Raw genomic sequence first — 22957 nt, forward strand, 5'->3', positions numbered from 1 at the left:
TTTTCCGCCCCCGCAGTGTAGAGCGCCGGGTGTTCGACCGGTTCCGCCACTGTGATCCGCACGGACTTATGGACTATCGGTGATAGTGAGCGGCGCGCCAATCATGATTGCCGGTGGTGTGCTGACCTAGCATTTCAGGAATGCGCCATGATCGCCTTCCCGATGGTTTCGGGGTGCGAATCGATCCGCGGGTGCGCACTTACTCCGGTGGACGGTTCCTGGTCGGCGGCACGCCGAACCGGTTGCTCCGCCTTGCGCCGGAGGCTGCGGCCATGATCGGTGACGGGTACCTCGAAGTTAAGGACCCTACTTCCGCCCGGGTTGCCAGACGTCTGCTCGATTCCGGTGTCGGTAATCCGCGGCCGCGGTTGCTGCCTTCGCTGGAGGACGTCACGGTTATCGTTCCGGTGCACAATGATCCGGATGGTCTGACTCGGTTGCTGTCCGCTTTGCGCGGTTATGCGGTGATCGTCGTCGATGACGGATCAGACCGCCCGGTTCGAATTCCGGTGGCGCGCGCCAATCGCTGCCGGGTGACCGTGCTCCGCCGCGATAAACGCTACGGCCCGGCCGCCGCCCGCAATTTCGGATTGCGCTGCGCCTCGACCGAATTCGTGGCCTTCCTGGATCCGGATGTGGTGCCGCGCACCGGCTGGCTGGAGGTCATGCTCGGACATTTCAGCGATCCGAAGGTGGCGCTGGTGGCCCCGCGCATCCTGGCCATGGATCCGGACTCCACACTGCTGGCCCGCTATGAGCACACCCGCGGTTCGCTGCATCGCGGCCGCCGCGAATCGGCGGTGCAGGCGCACGGCCCGGTGCCGTACGTGCCGAGTACCGCACTGCTGGTGCGCCGCTTGGCCCTACTGGCCGAGGGCGGTTTCGACGAGTCCATGGCGGCGGGCGGCGATATCGACCTGTGCTGGCGGCTGGATCGCGCGGGCTGGCGGCTGCGCTACGAACCGGCCGCCCGGGTGGCGCACAGCAATCCGGTATCGCTGCGAAAGTGGTTCGCGCACAAGGTGACCCACGGCACCGGCGTCGCGCCGCTGGGCCAGCGGCACGCGGGTATGGCCGCACCGCTGTCGATTCCGATCTGGACGGCCGTGGCCGCACTGCTCTTCGGCACCCTGACCCGCTGGGGTGCGGTCGGCGGTGTGCTCACCCTGGTGGCCACGCTCTTCCGATTACGCCGCGTCTTCGCCGAACTCGACAACCCGACCCGGGTCTCCGCCATATATATGGCGCGCGGATTCTCCGGCGGCCTATGGCGTTTGGCGTCGTCCCTGTGTCGTCACTACTGGCCGGTGACCCTGCTCGGCATGCTGTGCTCGCGCCGCATCCGCCACCTCGCGGTGACGATCGCGGTGGCCGACGGCCTGGCCGACTGGTTCATCCACCGCGAGACCGGGAGCCTGGACCCGACCCGCTACGTGGCCTGCAAACGCCTGGAGGACGTGGCCTACGGCACCGGCCTCTGGTGGGGCGCGGCCAAACTCCGCGATCTCGCCGCCCTACGACCCACCCTGCCCCCCAACTGATTTCGCGGTCAACCGCACCGGCATATGCCGCACGCCCGTGTGTTTGTTGCTGCGCGTGTATTCGATCGGCCCGGTGAGTTCGACGCCGTCGACCTGATCGAGCAGTGCGGTGAACACCACGCGCATCTCCATCCGCGCCAGCGCCGCACCGAGGCAGAAGTGGCCGCCGCGCCCGAATGCCAGGTGCGGGTTGGGTTTTCGGGTGATGTCGAAGCGGTGCGGGTCGGCGAAGACCGCCGCGTCGCGATTGGCGGAGGCCCACCAGAGGGTGATCTTGTCCCCGGCGCGGATCCGCTGTCCGTGCAGTTCGTGGTCGCGGGTGGCGGTGCGCCGGTTGTACGGCGTGGAGGAGGCCCAGCGCAATATCTCCTCGACGGCCCCGTCCAGCAGCGTGCGATCCCGCCAGAGCGCGCGCCAGAGCTCGGGCCGTTCGATGAGCGCCGCCATGCCCAATGCGACGGAGTTCCTGGTGGTTTCGCTCCCGGCGGCGATGAGCAGGCTGAACAGCATGGCCTGTTCCATATCCGAGAGCGGTGCGCCGTCGATGGTCGCGGTGGCGGCCAGTGACATCAGATCGTCCGCGGGATCGCGTTTCTTGGCCGCCAGCAACCGCGTCCCGTAGGCCCGGGTCTCGGCCACGGCCTGCCGGGTGCGCTCGGTGATTTCGCCGAGTTCGCGATCCTGGTAGTCCAGCGCCACATTCGCCCAGCCGAACAGTCGATGCCGGTCTTCCTGCGGCACGCCCAGCAATTGCGCGACCGCCTGCAGCGGTAGCTCCGCGGCGAGGTCGATCAGGAAATCGCATTCGCCCTTGGCAACCGCAGCCGCGACGATGGCATCGGCCCGCTCGCGCAGTTCGTCTTCGATCAGCCGCAGCGTGCGCGGTGCGACGCTCGGTGCCAGCAGGCGTCGTACGCGTGCGTGCCGAGGGTCGTCCATCATGTTGAGCAAAACTCCGGCGGCCCAGTCGGCGGGCAGGTCTTCGATGAGTGTGCCGCCGCCGGAACGGTTTCCGCCGCCCTGTGAGGAGTAGGTGCCGGAATCCCCGGCCGCGGTGACGATATCGGCGTACCGGCTCAGTACCCAGAAGCCATCCCCGTCGGGGGTGTGCGCGGTGGGCGAATGCCAGTGGACCGGGGCGTTTTCCCGGAGCCGATCGAAGTGCGCGTGTGGAAACCCGGCCGTGAAGAGGTCCAGTGCGGTCAGGTCGATATCGTCCACAACCCCGTGCTTACACCGTATGACGCAGTCCCGTGGCGGATCCGCAATTAGACGGGGCTCACATTCTGCGTGGTTCGGTTTCCGGTGTGACCTGCGGGACAAACGATCGGTCTCGTACTTGTGTGCGGTAGCCGGTCGGTACTCTTCGGGTACGGAAAGAAAGGCAAATGGTCAGCAATCTCGCAGGTGGGAGCAGTCCGCAGCACGGTGCCGAACCGGGCACTCAGTTGGGTGCGCTCGAGGCCTATGCCGCGCAAGCCCACGGATATCTCAGTGTGGGCGGCGAACAATTGGGTCAGCTGCCTGGTTTGTTGCGACCGATGGTGCTCGAGTCGTGGCTGCGCAGTGTGCGCGGCGGCGTCGATCCCATGGACGACAATGACGGCCGCGGACTGCGCGGCGCTGATCTCGAACGTTATCGCGACGCGCACCCGATCGCGGCGGTCATGCCCCTGGTGGACAAGCTGCTGCTGCGCGACGCGACCAGTACCGGTCTGATCGTCGTCATCGCCGATCAATTCGGGCGGGTGCTGTCGGTGCACGGTAATCCCGATCGGGTGCAGGCGGCGGCCGATGCCGGTTTGCGCGAGGGCAATGATCTGAGCGAGCGCCGGGTGGGCACCAATGCCGTTGGGCTGGTGGTGCGTACCGGTCGCGCCGCGTGGATTCACGGTCCGGAGCATTTCCTGCATCGCATGCATCAGATCACCGGTGCGGCCGCGCCCGTTCACGATCCGGATGGCCGCCTGGTGGGCGTGCTGATGATCGCGGGTGGGGTGCGGGTCGCGCGCCCGGAGATTCTGGCGCTGGTGAAGGCGGCGGCGACGGCGGCGGAGATGGATCTGCTGCTGGCGGCGGTGCGTTCGGGTCATGATCGCCGCGCGGGTGCGGACGCCCCGATGCCGGAGCGCCTGGGTCTCGAGGTGCTGGGCCTGGGTCAGCCGCAGTTGACGGTGGCGGGTGAGCGAGTTCCGTTGTCGCAGCGCCATGCCGAGATCCTGTTGCTGCTGGCCGAACATCCGGAGGGTTTGTCCGCGGATCATCTGGCGCTGCTGCTCGATGACGCGGATCTGGACAACGCCACGATTCGCGCCGCCATGTCGCGGTTGCGGTCGGTGGTGGGTCCGAATGTGTTCGGTTCGCGCCCTTACCGTTTGCGCGTTCCGATCGCCACGGATGTGGAGGCTTTGCGGGCCGCCCTGGATTCCGGGGACGTCGATGCGGCGGTGCGGCTCTATGCGGGTCCGGCGCTGCCGCGTTCGAATGCGCCGGGAGTTATAGACATTCGCGATGAATTGCGAGTCCGCCTGCGGACCGCCGTGTTGCGTTCCGGTGAAGCGGCGGTCCTGAGCAAGTGGACCGCGGGTGCGGAAGGCCGGGACGATGCGGCCGCGTGGGCGGTGTATCGATCGACCGTCGACCGTGATTCGCCACTGTATTCACAGATCGAGGCGAAGATTCGCGTGCTCGATCGGCGCATGGGCGCCGATGCAACGCAGATGCAACGTTTCGACTCATAGTCTTCGCAACCGAAAGTGCGCTCGGTCACACGTTGGCCTCGCCATGTGGTTGCACCCACATTCTCTGCGGTCTCCGCGTAATCTCCGGAACCAACTAGACGCTCGTCCAACTTTTTTTCGGGAAAAAGTTCCGTTTTATTCACTTTGCCCCTAGTCTTCGCAATGCATGGACGGCATCCATGTGATGCAGGCGACAGGGCATCGCTCACCAAGATCGAGTGGGCGCGGTGAAGTTGGAGGAGATCGACAGCACGACAAACCGATGCGGATGACCCGGAGGCACCCGCATCCCGGCCGAGAACAACGGGCACCCGGCCGGAGCGAGAACCAGTAGGAATCACGCGCGAAAGCGTCATCCCCGACGCCGCGCATTCGTCGAATCACCCAGGGCAGTGCGGTTTTCCGCGACCTGGCGGCCGGTTTCCCACCGGCACGCACAGGTCTATTTCGCGATGCCCGAAAGCGTTCGGCCACAAAGCAATTCGGGCAAATCGAGGAGGCTCTGGTGCAGGGTACGGAGTTGGGTGGTTTCGGACCGGGCAGCGATCGGGCGGTGGGCAGCGGCCCCGCGCCGGAGGCTTTCGAACTCACCCCCGGGCAGCTCGGACTCTGGTACGCCCAGCTGCTCGATCCGGATGTGCCGATCAATGTCGCGCAGTACGTGGACGTACAGGGCGAACTCGATCCGGCCGCCATCGCCGAGGCCACCGGCCACACCATGCGCGAGTACCAGGCGCTGGTCACGCGCCTGATCGAGGTCGACGGCCAGCCCCGGCAGATCGTCGATCCCACGCTGCCGGTTCCGGTGCCGTACCTGGATATGCGCGATGCGGCCGATCCGATCGCCGCCGCCCGCGAATGGATGCACGCCGACTTCTCCGCACCCGCGGATCTGCTGCGCGACCGCCTGTTCAACGGTGCGGTGCTGCAGGTCGCGGATCACCGCTACTTCTTCTACCTGCGCTGCCACCACATCCTGCTGGACGGATTCGGCGCGCTCAACATCACTTTGCGCGTGGCCGATCGGTACAACGCGCTGATGACCGGCGGTGAACCGTCGGCCATCGATCCGGGCGATATCCCGGTGCTGGTCGAGAACGAGCAGCGGTATCGCGCCAGCGCGCAGTTCGCCGGGGATCGCGAGTACTGGGCCGATCGGGTGCTGGGCCTGGAGGCCACCACCCTGGATCGCCGTACCGCCCCGCCCGCCGCCGCCAATCTGCGATTCGGCCGGCAGCTGCCGCAGCGGGTGCTGGATCGCGTGAACCAGGTTGCCCGCGAACGGGATTCGAAGCCCGTGGTGGTGCTGCTGGCCGCCTTCGGCGCCTATCTGGCCCGGCTCACCGATCAGCGCGAAGTGGTGGTGAGCCTGCCGGTGACGGCGCGCACCGATGACTACACCCGGCGTTCGGCGGGCATGCTCTCCAATATCGTGCCGTTGCGCCTGGCCGTCGGCGATCAGGACAGCTGGGGCGCGGTACTGGCCGGGGCGCGGCAGGAATTGTCGAACGCGGTGCGCCACCAGCGGTATCGGCACGAGGACATTCGCCGGGACGCCGATCGCGACGGGCAGCAGACCCGGCGCGCGCTGTTCGGCCCGCTGGCCAATTTCATGCTCTTCGATATGGCCCTGCCGCTCGGTGCGGCGACGGCGCGCTATCACGTGCTCACCACCGGTCCGGTCGAGGATCTGAGTCTGCAGGTGTACTACGCGGACACCGATCAGCTGCACCTGGAGCTGGAGGCCAATCCGAATCTGTACGGCAGCGACGATCTGGCCCGCCATCACGCGCGCTTCACCGGTTTCCTGGAGCGGCTGCTGGAGCTGGATCCGGCGACCCCCCTCGCCGCGGTCCCGGTCATCACCGAGCTGGAACGCGAAGTGAGCCTGCGGATTTGGAATGACACCGCGCGGGACTTCGGCGCGGCCGAGCCGCCGGTCGCCGAGGACGCGACGCTGGTGTCCATGTTCGCGGCGCAGGCCGCGCGCACCCCGGATGCGGTAGCGCTGCGCTACGCCGGGGAACCGGCGGTCGAACTGACCTACGCCGAACTCGCGGGACGGGTGAATCGTCTTGCCCGGCATCTGATTTCGCTGGGCGTCGGCCCGGAGACCACGGTGGCGCTGCATCTGCGCCGTTCGGCCGAGCTGGTGACGGCGCTGTACGCCGTGCAGGCGGCGGGCGGCGCCTATGTGCCGCTGGATCCGGATCATCCGGCCGATCGCACCGCGCACATCGTGGCGACGGCGCAACCGGCAGTGGTGCTGACCAGCTCCGCCGACCGGCCCGCCGCCGAATTCGACGCACCGGTGTTGCATCTGGACGAACTCGCGCTGGACGCGTACTCGGCCGCACCCCTCGATGCAGCGGAACTGCTTGCGCCGCTGCGTCCTTCCAATACCGCCTATGTCATCTTCACCTCGGGGTCGACCGGTCTCCCCAAGGGTGTCGCGGTCACGCACCGCGGCATCGTGAACCGGCTGGCCTGGATGCAGTCCGAGTACGGTCTGACCGCCGAAGACATTGTGCTGCAGAAGACCCCGGCCACCTTCGACGTCTCGGTGTGGGAGTTCTTCTGGCCGTTGCAGATCGGCGCGACGCTGATCGTGGCGACGCCGGACGGGCATCGCGATCCCGGCTATCTGGCGGAAACCATTGTCCGCGAACGGATCACGGTCGCGCACTTCGTGCCCGCCATGCTGGCGGTGTTCCTGGGCGAGCTGGTCGCGGCGTCCGCGCGCGATATGCGGCTGCGCCTGGTCTTCTCCTCCGGTGAGGCGCTGCCCGCCGCCACCGCGCAGCGCTTGCGCGCGCTCACCGGCGCGGCGCTGCACAACCTCTACGGACCGACGGAGGCGGCGGTCGACGTCACCTTCCACGCGGTCACCGACTTGGATACCGAGGTGGTGCCGATCGGCGCGCCCGTATCCAATACCCGGCTGTACGTGCTCGATTCACGTCTGCGGCCGGTCCCCGTGGGGACCCCGGGTGAGCTGTATCTGTCGGGGGTTCAGCTCGCCCGGGGCTACGTGGCACGGCCCGGACTGACCGCGGAGCGCTTCGTCGCCGATCCCTTCACCGGGCGCGACGGTCACGGCGACGCGGGTGAATTGATGTACCGCACCGGCGATCTGGTGCGCTGGACGCCGCAGGGCGAACTGGTCTATCTGGAGCGCACCGATTTCCAGGTGAAGCTGCGCGGTCTGCGCATCGAACTGGGCGAGATCGAAACCGTGCTCGCCGCACAGGATTCCGTGCGCCAGGCGGTCGTGGTGGTGCGCGACGAACAGCTCGTCGCCTATCTGGTTCCGGTCGCCGATCGAGCGCCGGATGTGGCGGCGTTGCGCATCGCGGCCGCCGAGGCGCTGCCCTCCTATATGGTGCCGTCCGCGTACGTGGTGCTGGATGCGTTGCCGCTCAATGCTTCCGGCAAGCTGGACCGCCGGGCGCTGCCCGCGCCGGAGCCGACCGTCACCGTCTATCGCGCCCCCGTTTCGGTGGTGGAGCAGGCGATAGCGCGGGTCTTCGGCGAGGTGCTCGAGCGCGAGGGCCTGGGGCTCGACGACGATTTCTTCGCCCTGGGCGGCAACAGCCTGATCGCCACCCGGGTGGCGGCGCGCATCAGCGGTGATCTGGGCTGCCGGATCGGGGTGCGCGAGCTCTTCGGCGCGCCGACGGTGGCGACGCTGGCCGAGCTGGTGGAGCGGCAGTTCCTCGATGACGATGCCGAATTCGGCACGAGGGTGCCGGAACTCGCGGTGCGTGAGCGCCCCGAGGTGCTCCCGCTCTCGCCCGCTCAGCAGCGCATCTGGTTCATGAACCGGTTCGCCACCGGCAGCGCCGACTACAACATGCCGTTCGTGCTGCGCCTGCACGGTGAGCTGGACGCGGACGCCATGCGGGCCGCGATCGCGGATCTGGTGGCCAGGCACGAGGTGCTGCGCACCGTCTTCCCGCAGACCCCGCAGGGTCCGTGCCAGCGCGTGATTCCGGCGGCCTCGCTGTCCCCGCGCGGTGCGCTGGAGACGCTCGCTGATCAGTTGCTGACCGATGCGGTGACCGAGTTCGACGCCACCGCGACGGGTCTGATCGCGGGCACCGATCTGATCGCCGTGGTCGAGGAGATCGCGGCCGCGGATCTCGAGGCCGAACTGCTCGAGTTCGCCGCTCGCGGCTTCGATCTCGAGACCGAGATCCCTTTCCGGACCCGCCTTTTCGACATTCGGGACGAAAAGGACAGTGGCGAGGCGGATTTCGCGCTCGCCGTCGTCCTGCACCACATCGCGGCGGACGGTCTGTCGCTGCCCGTGCTGGCGCGGGATCTGGTGGCCGCGTACACCGCGCGCCTGGCCGGTCACGCGCCCGGCTGGGCCCCGCTGCCGCTGCAGTACGCGGATTACGCACTGTGGCAGCGGGAACGGCTCGGGGACGCGGCCGATCCGAATTCCCTGCTGGCGCAGCAGTTGGAGTTCTGGACGCGCACGCTGGCCGGCGCGCCGGAGCAGTTGGATCTGCCCTCGGATCGCCCGCGTCCGGCGGTGGCGAGCGGTCGCGGCGGTACCCACCATCTGGAAATACCGGCCGGTCTGCACTCTCAAATTCTGGAAACCGCTCAGGAACATGGGGTTTCGGCCTTCATGCTCATGCACGCGGTGCTCGCGGTGCTGCTCGCGCGCCTGTCCGGGGGTGATGACATCGTCATCGGCACCCCCGTCGGCGGTCGCGGCGAACGCGATCTCGACGAACTGATCGGTATGTTCGTCGGCACCCTCCCGCTGCGCACGCATATCGACACGCGCAGCACCTTCGCCGAATTGCTAGGCACCGTACGGGAATCCGATCTGGCCGCCTTCGCGCACGCCGATGTGCCGTTCGAGCAGCTGGTCGAGACCCTGAATCCGGCGCGCTCACAAGCCCGCCATCCGGTCTTCCAGGTGACGCTGTCTTTCACCGGTACCGGGAATATCGACATCGAACTGCCCGGATTGCTTGCCATGCCGGGTACGCTGGACACCGGAGTGGCCAAGTTCGACCTATCGATCGCGGTCACCGAAAGCTTCGCCGGTGCCGGTCCCGGGGAAGGTCCGGCACCGGCGGGGATCCAGGCGGAGTTCGCTTTCGCCACGGACCTCTTCGATTCCGCCTCCATCTCCGTGCTCGCCGCGCGCTTCCTGCGCCTGCTCGAGTCCGTCACCGCCGCCCCCGCGACCGTGGTCGCCGATCTACCGCTGCTGTCCCCGCGCGAATACGCCAATCTCACCACCCGCTCCGGTGGCCCGGTCGTCGCGACCGGTTTGCTGCCCGAGGTGCTGGCCGAGGCGGCCGAGGCCGATCCGGACGATATCGCCCTGTGCGATGAGCGCCGCGCCCTCACCTACGCCGAACTCGACGCCGCCTCTTCGCGTTTGGCGCGACTGCTGATCGATCGCGGCATCGGCCCGGACGATCTGGTCGCCGTCGGCGTGCCGCGTTCCATCGAACAGGTCACCGCGGTCTGGGCCGTCATCAAATCGGGTGCGGGCTGGCTCCCGGTGGATCCCGCCTACCCGGTGGACCGCATCACCCATATGGTGACCGATTCCCGCGCGGTCCTGGGCCTGACCACGGCCGCGTCCCAGGCCGCGCTGCCGGGCCCGCTGCCCTGGCTGCTGCTGGACGATCCCACGTTCGAGGCCGCCTGCGCCGGATTCTCGGCCGAGCAGATCACCGACGCGGACCGGCTGCGCCCGCTGCACCCGCAGCACATCGCGTATGCCATCTACACCTCCGGTTCCACGGGTCTGCCCAAGGGCGTGCTGGTCACGCATGAGGCGCTGGTGAGCCTGGCGGCCGAGCAGACCGTGCACTACTTCGGTCATCCGGGCGCGCGGGTGCTGAGTGTGGCCTCGCCTTCCTTCGATATCTCGGTTGCCGAACTGTTGCTGGCGGTGAACTCCGGGGCGACCCTGGTGATCGCGCCCGCCGGTGCGACCGTCGGTCAGGAGCTCGCGGATTTCGCTCGGGTACAGCGGGTCACGCATCTGGCCATGACGCCGTCCGCCGCCGCCTCGCTGGATCCGGCGGATCTGCCGGATGTGCAGTCGGTCGCGGTCGGCGGTGAGGCCGTACCGGCCGAACTGGTGCGCCGCTGGGTCGAGGCCGGGCGGACCATCGTCGACGCCTACGGCCCGACCGAGACCACGGTCATCGTGAATATGTCGCAGCCGTTGCGCGCGGGTGAGCCCGTGCACGTGGGCCGCCCCATCCGCGGTGTGCGCGAATGGGTGCTCGATGCCGCGCTGCAGCCGGTGCCGGTCGGCGCGATCGGCGAATTGTATGTTTCCGGAACGCAATTGGCGCGCGGCTACCACGGTCGCCCGGAGCTGACCGCGAATCGTTTCGTGGCCTGCCCGTGGGCGCCGGGCGAGCGCATGTACCGCACCGGCGATCTGGTGCGCTGGGCCGCCGACGGCTCCGTCATCTATGTGGGCCGCAACGACTCCCAGGTGAAGGTGCGCGGCTACCGCATCGAACTCGGTGAGATCGAATCCGCGCTGGCCGCGCACGAGCAGGTGCGCCAGGCCGTCGTGGTGGTGCACAGCGATGCGGTGCGCGGCGATCAGCTGGCCGCCTACCTGGTGCCCGCCGATGCCGCCGCGGGCGTGCGCACCGAGTCGGTGCGGGCGAGCCTGGCGGGCCGGTTGGCCCCGCATATGGTGCCCGCCGCCTTCACGGTCATCGCCGAACTGCCGATGACCCCGAACGGCAAGCTCAACCACAAGGCGCTGCCCGCACCGGAATTCGCGGCTCGTGAATACCGTGCGCTCACCACCTCGGCCGAGCGCCTGGTGGCCGCCGCCTTCGCCGAGGTGCTCGGTGGCAGTGCCGCCATCGGCGCGGACGACGACTTCTTCGATCTGGGCGGCAATTCCCTCATCGCCACCCGCCTGACCGCCCGCCTCGGCGCGGCCCTGGACGCCCGCGTCCCCGTGCGCCTGATCTTCGACGCCCGCACGGTCGCCGAATTGGCCGCGGCCCTCGGCGATCTCGCGGGCACCGGCGGCCGCCCGCCGCTGGTCGCGGGCGAACGCCCCGCCACCGTGCCGCTGTCCTACGCCCAGCAGCGCATGTGGTTCCTGAACCGCTTCGACACCGCCTCGGTGGCCGATAACCTGGTCGCCGCCATCCGCCTCTCCGGCGACCTGGACCGCGAAGCCCTCGCAGCGGCCCTCGACGATGTCATCGAGCGCCACGAAACCCTGCGCACCATCTACCCCGCCACCGACGGCATCGGCCGCCAGCAGGTACTCCCGCGCACCGAAGCCGCCGTCGGCCTGCGCACCGAAGATGTCGCCGCCGCCGATCTGGATGCCCGCATCCGCGAACTGGCCCTCCAGCCCTTCGCCGTCGACAGCCGGGTTCCCCTGCGCCTCAACCTGCTTCGCACCTCCGATGACGAGCACATGCTCGTGTTCGCGGTGCATCACATTGCCGCCGACGGTCTGTCGGTCGCGCCGCTGACCTTCGATCTGATGGCCGCTTACGCCGCTCGCCGTCGCGGTGAGGCTCCGCAGTGGGCCGCGCTGCCGGTGCAGTACGCCGATTACGCGCTGTGGCAGCGGGAACTGCTCGGCGACGCCGGTGTGCCGGAGTCGCGGCTGGCGCAGCAGATTTCGTTCTGGCGGGATGAGCTGTCCGGGCTGGCTCCGGAACTGTCGCTGCCCTTGGATCGGCCGCGTCCGGCCACCGCCTCCGGGCGTGGCGCGCGGTTCGAGTTCACCCTCGACGCCGGGCTGCACGAGCGGCTGCGGGAGCTCGCGGAGCGCTCGAACGCCTCGCTGTTCATGGTGGTGCACGCGGCCCTGGCCACGCTGCTGGCCAAGGTTTCGGGACAGTCGGATATCGCCATCGGCACCCCGGTCGCCGGTCGTGGTGAGCAGGCGCTGGACGGCCTGGTCGGCATGTTCGTCAACACCCTCGCCCTGCGCACCGAGGTCGCGCCGCGAAACTCGTTCGCGGAGTTGGTCTCCGCCGTCCGCGACGCCGACCTGCGCGCCTTCGCGCACGCCGACGTCCCGTTCGAGCGACTGGTCGAGGCGCTGAACCCGGTGCGCACGCAGGGTCTGCACCCGCTGTTCCAGGTGGTGCTGGACTTCCAGAACATCGCGGGCGCGGCCCTCGAGCTGGAGGGTCTGGAGGTGTCGCGGCTCGATATCGATACGCACACCGCCAAATTCGACCTGCAACTCTCCATCGGCGAGCAGGCCGACGGCGGCCTGGCCGCCGTATTCACCTACGCCACCGATATTTTCGACGCCGACGGCATCGCGGCGCTGGCTCGCCGCTTCGAGCGCGTGGTCACCGCGGTCGCGAACGACGACCTGCTGCCGGTCGGCGATATCGAGGTCCTCGATGCCGATGAGCGCGAGCTGGTACTGCACGAGTGGTCGGCCACCGGCACGGATATCGCCGAAACCGCCACGCTGGCGGATCGTTTCGCCGCCGCCGCGCTGATCGATCCGCACGCCGTCGCCGTCCGCTCGGGCGAGACCACCCTCACCTACGCTCAGCTCGACGCCCGCGCGAACCGGCTGGCCCGCCGCCTCATCGCCGCCGGTGTCGGCCCGGAATCGCTGGTGGCCGTTGCGCTTCCGCGCACCGCCGAACTCGTCGTCGCATTGCTCGCGGTGCTCAAGTCCGGTGGCGGTTACCTGCCCATCGATCCGAACTACCCGGCCGATCGCATCGAGTACGTGCTCGATGACGCCCGTCCGGTGTGCGCGCTCACCAGCGCGGCCGCGAATCTGCCCGCCGGTTGGTTCGGCGGTCCGGTGCTGGATCTCGACGCCCTGGATCTGGCGGACCACTCCGACGCCCCGGTCACCAATGCCGATCGGCGCGCCACGCTGAACCCGGCGAACACCGCCTACGTCATCTACACCTCGGGTTCCACCGGCCGCCCCAAGGGCGTGCTCATCCCGCATCTGAATGTGGTTCGGCTGCTCGACAATTCGCAGCGGCACTTCGAATTCGGCCCGTCCGACGTGTGGACCATGTTCCACTCCTACGCCTTCGATTTCTCGGTGTGGGAGCTGTGGGGCCCGCTGCTGTCCGGCGGCAGCGTCGTGGTGGTCGACTATTTCACCTCGCGTTCGCCGCAGCAGTTCCGGGAACTGCTCGCCGCCGAGCGGGTTACGGTGCTCAACCAGACTCCGTCGGCGTTCTACCAGCTGATCGCCGCCGATCAGGAGCGGGAGGCCGACGATCTCGCACTGCGCGTGGTGATCTTCGGTGGCGAGGCCCTGGAGCCGCAGCGGCTGCGCGAGTGGTTCGCCCGCCATCCGCAGGCCCCGGCGCTGGTGAACATGTACGGCATCACCGAGACCACGGTGCACGTGTCGTACCGCCCCATCACCCCGGACACCGGTTCGGCCAGTGTGATCGGCGGTGCGCTGCCGGGCCTGGTTGTGCGCGTGCTGGATTCGCGGTTGCGCCCGGTTGCGCCGGGTGTGCCCGGTGAGGTCTACGTCTCCGGCGGGCAGCTCGCGCGCGGTTACCTGTCGCGTCCCTCGCTGTCGGCGGCCCGCTTCGTCGCGGACCCGTTCGGCCCCGCCGGTAGCTCCGCCTACCGCACCGGCGACCTGGCCCGCTGGACCGCGACCGGTGAACTGGAATACCTGGGTCGCGCCGATCAGCAGGTCAACCTGCGCGGATTCCGCGTGGAACTCGGCGAGATCGAGGCCGCGCTGCTCGATGAACGCGGTGTGCGCGAGGCCGCCGTGGTGGTCCGGCACGACGATATCGTCGCCGAGGACCGCCTGGTCGGTTACGTGGTTGCCGAGGCGACCGTGGACACCGCCGTGCTCCGGCAGGCGATCGCCCGTCGTTTGCCCGAGCATATGGTGCCTTCCGCCATCGTGGTGATCGATCGAATTCCGCTGACGGTCAATGGAAAACTGGATCGCGCCGCTCTGCCAGCCCCGACTTTCGAGGGTGCGGCGTACCGGGAGCCCGGCACGCCCGCCGAGATCGCGGTGGCCGGTGTGTTCGCCGAACTGCTCGGTCTCGAGCGGGTCGGCGTCGACGATGATTTCTTCGCGCTCGGCGGCAGTTCGCTGCTGGCGGCGCGCGCGGTCGCCCGCATCGGCGTGGCCCTGGATTGCGAGATCCCGGTGCGCGCGCTGTTCGAAACCCGCAGTGTGGCAGCGCTGGCCGAGTACGCGCACGAACGCTCCGGCGCCGGCGCGCGCACGCCGCTGCTGCCGCGCATGCGCCCGGAGCGGTTGCCGCTGGCCCTGGCGCAGCAGCGCATGTGGTTCCTGAACCGGTACTGGGCGGCGGAGGAAACCGCCGGACCCGGTGCGGCGGCGGACAATATCCCGCTGGTCATCCGGTTCTCCGGACAACTGGACACGGTCGCGCTGGCGGGTGCGCTCGCCGATCTGGTGGCGCGGCACGAAACCCTGCGCACCGTGTACCCGGACGGGGTGGAAGGTCCCGAACAGGTGATTCTGCCTGTCGCCCAGAGCGTTCCGGCGGTCGTCGCCGAGCAGCTCGACGAATCCGAACTGGATGCCCGCCTGGTCGACGCCGCCACCCACGCGTTCGACCTGACCTCCGAAACCCCCGTGCGCGCTGAGCTTTTCCGGCTGTCGGGCACCGAACACGTACTGGCCCTTGTCCTGCACCACATCAGCGCAGACGGTTTCTCGCTCGGCCCGCTGGCGCAGGATCTGATGGCGGCGTACATCGCCCGCCACACCGGTCAGGTCCCGGCCTGGCAGCCGCTGCCCGTGCAGTACGCGGATTACACGCTGTGGCAGTCCGAGGTGCTCGGTGCGGACACCGATCCGGAGTCCGAGGCCGCGCGTCAGCTGAACTACTGGCGCACCCGCCTGGCCGGGCTGCCCGATCAGCTGGACCTGCCCGCCGATCGCCCGCGCCCCGCGGTGTCGACCCAGCGCGGCGGCACGCACCACTTCACCGTGGACGCGGGCCTGCACGGTGATCTCGCGGCGCTGGCGCTGAAGCTGGACACCACCATGTTCAGCACCGTGCACGCGGCGCTGGCGGTCCTGCTGTCCCGGCTGTCCGGCGCCACCGATATCGCCATCGGCACCCCGGTGGCCGGACGTGGTGAACAGGCCCTGGACGGTCTGATCGGCATGTTCGTCAACACGCTGGTGCTGCGCACCGAGATCGATCCGCGCACCGGGTTCGACACCCTGCTCGGTCAGGTCCGCGGCGGTGATATCGCGGCCCTGTCGCACACCGACATCCCGTTCGAACGTGTCGTGGAGGCGCTCGCCCCCGCCCGCGCCCAGAACCGGCACCCGCTGTTCCAGGTGCTGCTGACCTTCCAGAACTTCCCGCTGCCCACCCTGGAACTGCCCGGTCTGCGCGTGCACCCCGCCCAGATCGAGTCGGGCATCGCCAAATTCGACCTCCAGTTCACGGTGACCGAATCCTTCGCCGCCGAGGGCCGCACCGGCGGCATGGATATCGAGATCACCTACGCCACCGACCTTTTCGACGCCGACAGCATCGCCCTGCTGGCCCGCCGCTTCGAACAGGTGCTGGAGACGGTGGCCTCCGACCGCATGATCGCCGTCGGCGATATCGACCTGCTGCGCGCCGACGAACGCCGTCGCGTCCTCACCGAGTGGAACGCCACCGCCCGCGACATCACCACCGTGCTGCCCGGCAATCGGTCCGGCGCTCCCGCGCTGACCGAGGCCAACCTCGTATCGCTGTTCGAGGCGCAGGCCGCGGCCACCCCCGATGCGCGGGCCATCGTCTTCGAGGCGATGCCCGAGCAGGCACAGGCTCGCGTGGAACTGTCCTATGCCGAGTTCGCCGCCCGGGTGCACCGCCTCGCCCGGCACCTGATCGCCCAGGGCATCGGCGCGGAAGCGACTGTCGCCCTGGCGATTCGCCGCTCGGTCGACCTGGTGATCGCCATGTACGCGGTGCTCGAGGCCGGTGCGGCCTACGTTCCGCTGGATCCGGATCAGCCCGCCGACCGCATCGACTACGTCCTGGATACGGCGCGCCCCGCCGCCATCCTGACCACCGGTCGCGATGCCGTCGCGACCGCCAGCGGTGCCCTGCTGGTGGAGGTCGACACCCTCGACCTCGCCGAGTACTCCGCCGCACCGATCACCGATGCCGAACGCGGACAGGCGATCAGCCCGTCGCATACCGCGTACGTCATCTTCACCTCCGGTTCGACCGGTCGCCCCAAGGGCGTGGCGGTGGAGCACGGTGCGATCGTGAACCGTCTGCTGTGGATGCAGCACGAGTACCCGATCTCCGCCGAAGACGCTGTGCTGCAGAAGACTCCGGCCACGTTCGATGTGTCGGTGTGGGAGTTCTTCTGGCCCTTGCAGACCGGTGCGCGTCTGGTCGTCGCCAAGCCCGACGGCCACCGTGATCCGGTGTATCTGGCGCAGATCATCGCCGAACAGGGCATCACCACAGCGCATTTCGTGCCGTCCATGCTGGCACTGTTCGTTGCGGAACTCGGCGACGCCGCTGCCTCCACGATCGGCGATACCGCCGATACGGCTCTGCGCCAGGTGTTCGCGTCCGGTGAGGCGCTGCCCGTCACCATCGCGCAGCAGTTGCGCGAGCTGACCGGTGCCCGCCTGCACAACCTGTACGGCCCCACCGAGGCCGCCGTCGACGTCACCTACCACGAGGTCATCGACGCCGACACGCTGTCGGTGCCGATCGGCCGCCCGGTGTGGAATACCCGCACCTACGTGCTCGACGCCCGCCTGAACCCGGTCGCCCCGGGTGTCGCGGGTGAGCTGTACCTCGCGGGTGATCAGCTGGCCCGTGGCTACCTGGGCCGCCCGGACCTGTCCGCGGATCGTTTCGTGGCCAACCCCTTCGGCGCCTCCGAGCGCATGTACCGCACCGGCGATCTGGTGAAGTGGAACGCCGAAGGCGAGATCGAATACCTCGGCCGCACCGATTTCCAGGTGAAGCTGCGCGGTCTGCGCATCGAGCTCGGCGAGATCGAATCCGCGCTCGTCGCACAGGATTCCATCGCTCAAGCCGTGGTCGTGGTCCGCTCCGACGACCGCCTCGGTGACCAGCTGGTCGCCTATCTGGTCCCCGCGATCTCCGCCGCCCCGGTCGCGAATATCGCGAACGCGCCGGAATGCGCCGCGACCGCGAGCACAGGAATCACGGACACCGCCGCGAACACTCGCGGCGCGGGTGCCGCTGACAGCGCACAGATTTCGGCGACCGCCGCGGATCGTGTACAGCTGGATCAGATCCGCTCCGCACTCGCGGCGGCACTGCCCGGCTACATGGTCCCGGCCGCCTTCGTGGTGCTGGACGCGTTCCCGCTCAATGCCTCCGGCAAGCTGGATCGCAAGGCGCTGCCCGCGCCGGTGTTCGAGGCCAAGGTGTTCCGGGCTCCGTCCACACCGGTGGAGGAGATCGTGGCCGGGGTGTTCGCCGATCTGCTCGGCAGTGAGCGCGTCGGCGTGGACGACGACTTCTTCGAACTGGGCGGCAGTTCGCTGCTGGCCGCGAAGGCGGTCGCGCGGATCGGGCAGGCGCTCGGCACCACCGTGGGTGTGCGGGCGATGTTCGAGGCGTCCGCCGTCGGCACGCTGGCGGCCCGCGTCGAGGTCGCGCCGCAGGGTGTTTCGCGTCCCGCGCTGGTGGCGGGGGAGCGGCCCGACAGTCTGCCGCTCTCGCCCGCACAGCAGCGCATGTGGTTCCTGAACCGCTTCGACGGCAGCTCGACCGCGTACACGATTCCGCTGGCGCTGCGCCTGCGCGGCGATCTGGATATCGCCGTCATGCGCGCGGCCGTGGCCGAACTCGTCGAACGGCACGAGACGCTGCGCACCGTCTATCCGGAGACCGCCGCCGGACCGGTGCAGGTCGTGCTGTCCGCCGAACAGGCCGCACAGTCGCTGGATGTCATCGACTGCACCGCGGCCGAACTGCGGCGGCGCATGCTGGAGCTGGCCGGAACCGAATTCGATGTCACCACCGCGGTTCCGGTGCGGTTCGCACTGTTCCGGATCACCGACGCGGTCGGCCCGGAATACGTGTTCGCCGGTGCGCTGCACCATATTTCGGCCGACGGCTCCTCGCTGGTGCCGTTCGTGCGCGATCTCATGCACGCCTATGACGCACACCTGGCCGGGGCCGCCCCGGCGTGGTCGCCACTGGCGGCGCAGTACGCCGATTACGCGCTGTGGCAGCGCGCGCTGCTCGGTGCCGAGAGCGATGCGGAATCGATTGCGGCACAGCAGCTCACCTTCTGGCGCGAGACCCTGGCCGGTCTGCCGGATCAGCTGGATCTGCCCGCCGATTTCCCGCGCCCGGCACGGCAGAGCCTGCGCGGTAAGCGCATCGCGTTCGGCGTGGACGCCCAGCTGCACGCCGAGCTGACCCAGGTGGGCCGCCGGCACGGCGCGACCCTGTTCATGGTGGTGCACGCCGCGTTCTCGGCCCTGCTGGCCCGGTTGTCCGGTACCGCCGACATCACCGTCGGCACCCCGATCGCCGGTCGCGGCGAGGCCGCCCTGGACGACATCATCGGCATGTTCGTCAACACCCTGGCGCTGCGCACCGAAATCGATGCGGCGGAACCGTTCTCGGCGCTGCTCGGCCGGGTGCGCACCGCCGATATCGCCGCCTTCACGCACGCCGACGTCCCGTTCGAGCGTCTGGTGGAGGTGCTCAACCCGCAGCGCTCCACCGCCCGGCATCCGCTGTTCCAGGTCGGCTTCTCCTTCCAGAACCATGAGCGCGCCGCCCTGGAGCTGCCCGGTCTGACGGTCTCGGAGGTCGAATTCGACAATGAGATCGCCCAGTTCGACCTGCACCTGTTCGCGGTCGATCACTACGGTGCCGCCGGTGTGCCCGCCGGGGTCGAACTGACCCTGGGCTATGCCACCGATCTGTTCACCGAGGCCACCGCGCTGCGCTTCGCCGCCGCGCTGCGGCGGGTGCTGGAAACCGTTGCGGCCGAACCGGACAGCATTGTCGGCTCGATCGATCTGCTCGGCGCGAACCTGCGCGAGCGGGTGCTCACGGAGTGGAATGCCACCGCGCACGCGGTCGCTCCGGTCACCCTGGTGGATCTGGTCGACGCCCAGGCCGCCGCCACCCCGGATGCGGTCGCACTGCTCAGCGCGGATGGCGAAATCGCCCTGAGCTACGCCGAATTCGATGCTCGGGTGAACCGCCTGGCCCGCCGCCTGATCGCCGACGGCGTGGGTCCGGAGCAGACGGTTGTGCTGGCCATGCGCCGCTCCGTCGAGCTGGTGATCGCCATGTACGCGGTGGTCAAATCCGGTGCCGCGTACGTGCCGATCGATCCGGACCACCCGGCTGATCGCATCGCCTACATCGTCGAGACCGCCGCTCCCGCAGCGGTTCTCACCACCTCCGCCGACGGCGTCCCGTTCGAGACGGTGCTCCCGGTGCACGAGGTGGATCGCCTCGACACCGCCGCGCTCTCGTCCGCGCCGATCGCCGACGGTGAGCGGGTGCGCCCGCTGCGCCCGCACAATCCCGCCTACCTGATCTTCACCTCCGGCTCCACCGGCAAGCCCAAGGGCGTCTCCCTCCCGCACGCCGCCATCGCCAACCAATTGCAGTGGCTGCGTGACACTTTCGCCCTGGGCGCGGGGGATCGCGCACTGCTGAAGACCCCCGCCACCTTCGATCTGTCGGTGTGGGAGTTCTGGTCGCCGCTGACCACCGGCGGCAGCCTGGTCGTCACCGCCCCCGGTGACGAGCGCGATCCGGACCGCCTGTGGGAACTGCTGGACACGCACGCCGTCACCGTCCTGCACCCGGTCCCGTCCCTGCTCGGCATGCTGCTCACCACCGGCCCCCTCCCGGCTTCGGTGCGCACGGTGCTGGCCATCGGCGAGGCCCTGCCGGTCGCCACCGCCGCCGAGTTCCTGCGGCTGCACGCCTCGGGTTCGGCTCGCCTGTTCAACCTGTACGGCCCGACCGAAGCCGCCGTGTCCATCACCGCGTTCGAGGTATCGGAGCAGCCCGAGCAGGTCGTTCCGATCGGCGCTCCGGCCTGGAACAGCGGTGCGTACGTACTGGATTCGCGTTTGCAGCCGGTGCTGATCGGCGTCCCCGGCGAGCTCTACCTCTCCGGTGCGCAGCTGGCGCGCGGCTACCACGGCCGCCCCGGGCTCACCGCGGATCGCTTCGTGGCCAACCCGTTCGGCGCGGGCCGCCTGTACCGCACCGGCGATATCGTCCGCCGCCGTGCCGATGGCGCACTGGAATACGTCGATCGCGCCGATTTCCAGGTGAAGATCGGCGGCTTCCGCATCGAGCTCGGCGAGGTCGAGACGACGCTGCGCCGGCAGGACGGGGTGACCGCCGCGGTGGCGGTGGCTCGCGATGACAGTGGCAATGGAGCCAGGCTGGTCGCCTATGCGGCCGTGCCGGGTGCCGACCCGGCCCGCTACGACGAGGTGGCGGCCGGGTTGCGCACCGCGCTCGCGGCCGAACTGCCGCACTACATGGTCCCCGCCGCCCTGGTGGTGCTGAACGCGTTGCCGCTCAACGCCAATGGCAAGGTCGACCGGGCGCGCCTGCCCGAACCGGTCTTCACCGCCGCCGCCTACCGTGCCCCGGTATCGCGGATCGAGCGCCTGGTCGCGGCCGCGTTCACCGAGGTCATCGGCCTCGCCGCGACCGATGCGGCTGCCGCCGAGGCAACCCCGGAGTCCGGTGCCACTGTCGGCCTCGACGCCGATTTCTTCGCCCTGGGCGGTAATTCGCTCATGGCGACCCGGCTCGCGGCCCGCCTGGGCGCGGATCTGGGTGTGCGGGTGCCGGTCGCGGCGGTGTTCGAAGCGCCGACCGTATCGGCGCTGGCCGAGCGGCTGGCCGCGATCGATCCGTCGGACACCCGGCCCGCCCTGGTCCGCCGGACCGGTACCGGACCGGCTCCGCTGTCGCTGGCACAGCAGCGCATGTGGGTGGTGAACCAGCTCTACCCGGCTTCAGGTGCGTACAACGTCCCCGCCGCGATACGCCTCACCGGCACGCTGAATCACGCCGCACTTGCCGCCGCCCTGCGGGATCTGGTGCAGCGCCACGAGATCCTGCGCACCCGCTACCCCAAGCTGGACAGCGGTGAGGTCCAGCAGGTGCTGGCCGTCGACGACGTACATTTCGATCTGACCCCGATCCCGGTGTCCGCCAACGGCATAGACGATCGCATCGCCGAAATCGTCGCGGCCGGTTTCGATGTCACGATCGCACCGCCGGTGCGCATCGCGCTGCTGTCGGTATCGGCGAGCGATCACGTGCTGGTCGTGGTCATGCACCACATCAGCACCGACGGCTACTCGGTCGCACCGATGGCGCGAGACCTGGTGTCGGCGTACACGAGTCGACTCGGCGGTGCCGCCCCGTCCTGGGCTCCACTGGCCATCCAGTACGGCGATTACAGCGACTGGCAGCGCACCGTGCTCGGCGCCGAGGCCGACGCGGACAGCCTGCTCAACGCCCAGCTCGGCTTCTGGCGCACCGAATTGGCCGCTCTCCCGGAGCAGCTCCCGCTGCCCACCGACCGCCCGCGCCCGGCTCGCCGCGAAATGCGCGGTGACACGGTCGATTTCGAGATCTCCGCCGATCTCACCGAGCGACTGTCCACCCTCGCCCGCGAGCACAACGCCACCCTGTTCGGCGTACTGCACGGCGCTTTCGCGGTGCTGCTGTCCAAGCTGTCGGGCCTGAGCGATATCGCCGTCGGCACCCCGGTCGCCGGTCGCGGTGAACGCGCCCTGGACGACCTGATCGGCATGTTCGTCAACACCGTGGTGCTGCGCGCCGAGGTGGACACCCGAGCGCCGTTCACCGATCTGCTGCGTCAGGTCCGGGATCGCGATCTGGCCGCCCTGGCCCAGGCCGACGCCCCGTTCGAGCGGGTGGTGGAGGCGGTGCTGGCCGCGTCCGGCCGCGCCCGTTCCACCGCGTACACCCCGCTCTTCCAGGTCATGTTCACCTACCAGAACATGAACACCGGCACGGTCGCCCTGCCCGGCCTGGATGTCGAGGTGCTGGAACCGCGCTTGGCCGAGGCCAAGTTCGACCTCCAGCTCACCGCACTGGAGCAGTACGACCCGCGCGGCCGCGTCACCGGATTGCGCATGCAATTCGCCTACGCGACCGATATTTTCGACTCCGCCACCATTCGCCTGCTGGCTGAGCGGCTGCTGGGCGTGCTCACCGCGATCGCCGCGAATCCCGCGATCACGGTGCGCGCCATCGATATTCGTACCGAATCGGAGCGGCCTCGCAGCGGCAACTCCGGTCCGGCGTCCACCCCGGTGCCGTCGCGTGCGGCGGCCGGGGCGGAGCGGACACCCGCCGAGGTGCCCGCGGCCGAGCTCCCGGCGCTCATCGCAGCCGCCGCCGAGCTCGCTCCCGACGCTGTCGCCGTCACGCACGGCGCGCACAGCGTCACCTACCGCGATCTGGCCACCAAGATCGCCGCCGTCGCCCGGGCCATGGGCGCCGCGGCGAAGCCGGAGGCCCTGGTGAATATCGCGCTCGCCGGTTTGGTGCCCGGCATCCTGGCCGCCCTCGGTGCGGGTGGCCTGTCCCAAGTCCTGCACACGCTTTCGGGCGCGGCGCAGGCGCTGGTTCAGTCAGAAGGAGACCTCTGATGTCTCGT

Annotated in this window: 4 protein-coding genes; 3 read left to right on the forward strand and 1 reads right to left on the reverse strand. The window is 69.1% G+C overall.

The window, feature by feature from the left end; all coding sequences use genetic code 11:
• The first annotated feature begins 140 nt into the window (after positions 1–140).
• The gene (gene mftF, locus ACFC0O_RS32060; protein WP_364642635.1) at positions 141–1541 is read left to right on the forward strand and encodes a mycofactocin biosynthesis glycosyltransferase MftF; all 1401 of its coding nucleotides are present in this window, start codon (positions 141–143) and stop codon (positions 1539–1541) included.
• Here mftF and ACFC0O_RS32065 read toward each other — a convergent pair.
• Positions 1515–2762: a cytochrome P450 gene (locus ACFC0O_RS32065; protein ID WP_375964531.1), complete on the reverse strand. Its 1248-nt coding sequence runs from the start codon at positions 2760–2762 to the stop codon at positions 1515–1517. The genes mftF and ACFC0O_RS32065 overlap by 27 nt on opposite strands.
• A gap of 167 nt (positions 2763–2929) precedes the next feature.
• Between ACFC0O_RS32065 and ACFC0O_RS32070 the strand changes: the two genes are divergently transcribed.
• Both ACFC0O_RS32070 and ACFC0O_RS32075 read left to right on the forward strand, forming a co-directional pair.
• Entirely contained in the window at positions 2930–4282 is a 1353-nt protein-coding gene (locus tag ACFC0O_RS32070) for a GAF domain-containing protein (protein WP_364642629.1), read from the forward strand.
• Between the two features lie 505 nt (positions 4283–4787).
• On the forward strand, positions 4788–22949 hold the full coding sequence (locus ACFC0O_RS32075; protein ID WP_375964534.1) for a non-ribosomal peptide synthase/polyketide synthase: 18162 nt from the start codon (positions 4788–4790) through the stop codon (positions 22947–22949).
• Positions 22950–22957: the final 8 nt, after the last annotated feature.

This window comes from Nocardia sp. NPDC056100, assembly GCF_042266325.1.
GTDB lineage: Bacteria > Actinomycetota > Actinomycetes > Mycobacteriales > Mycobacteriaceae > Nocardia.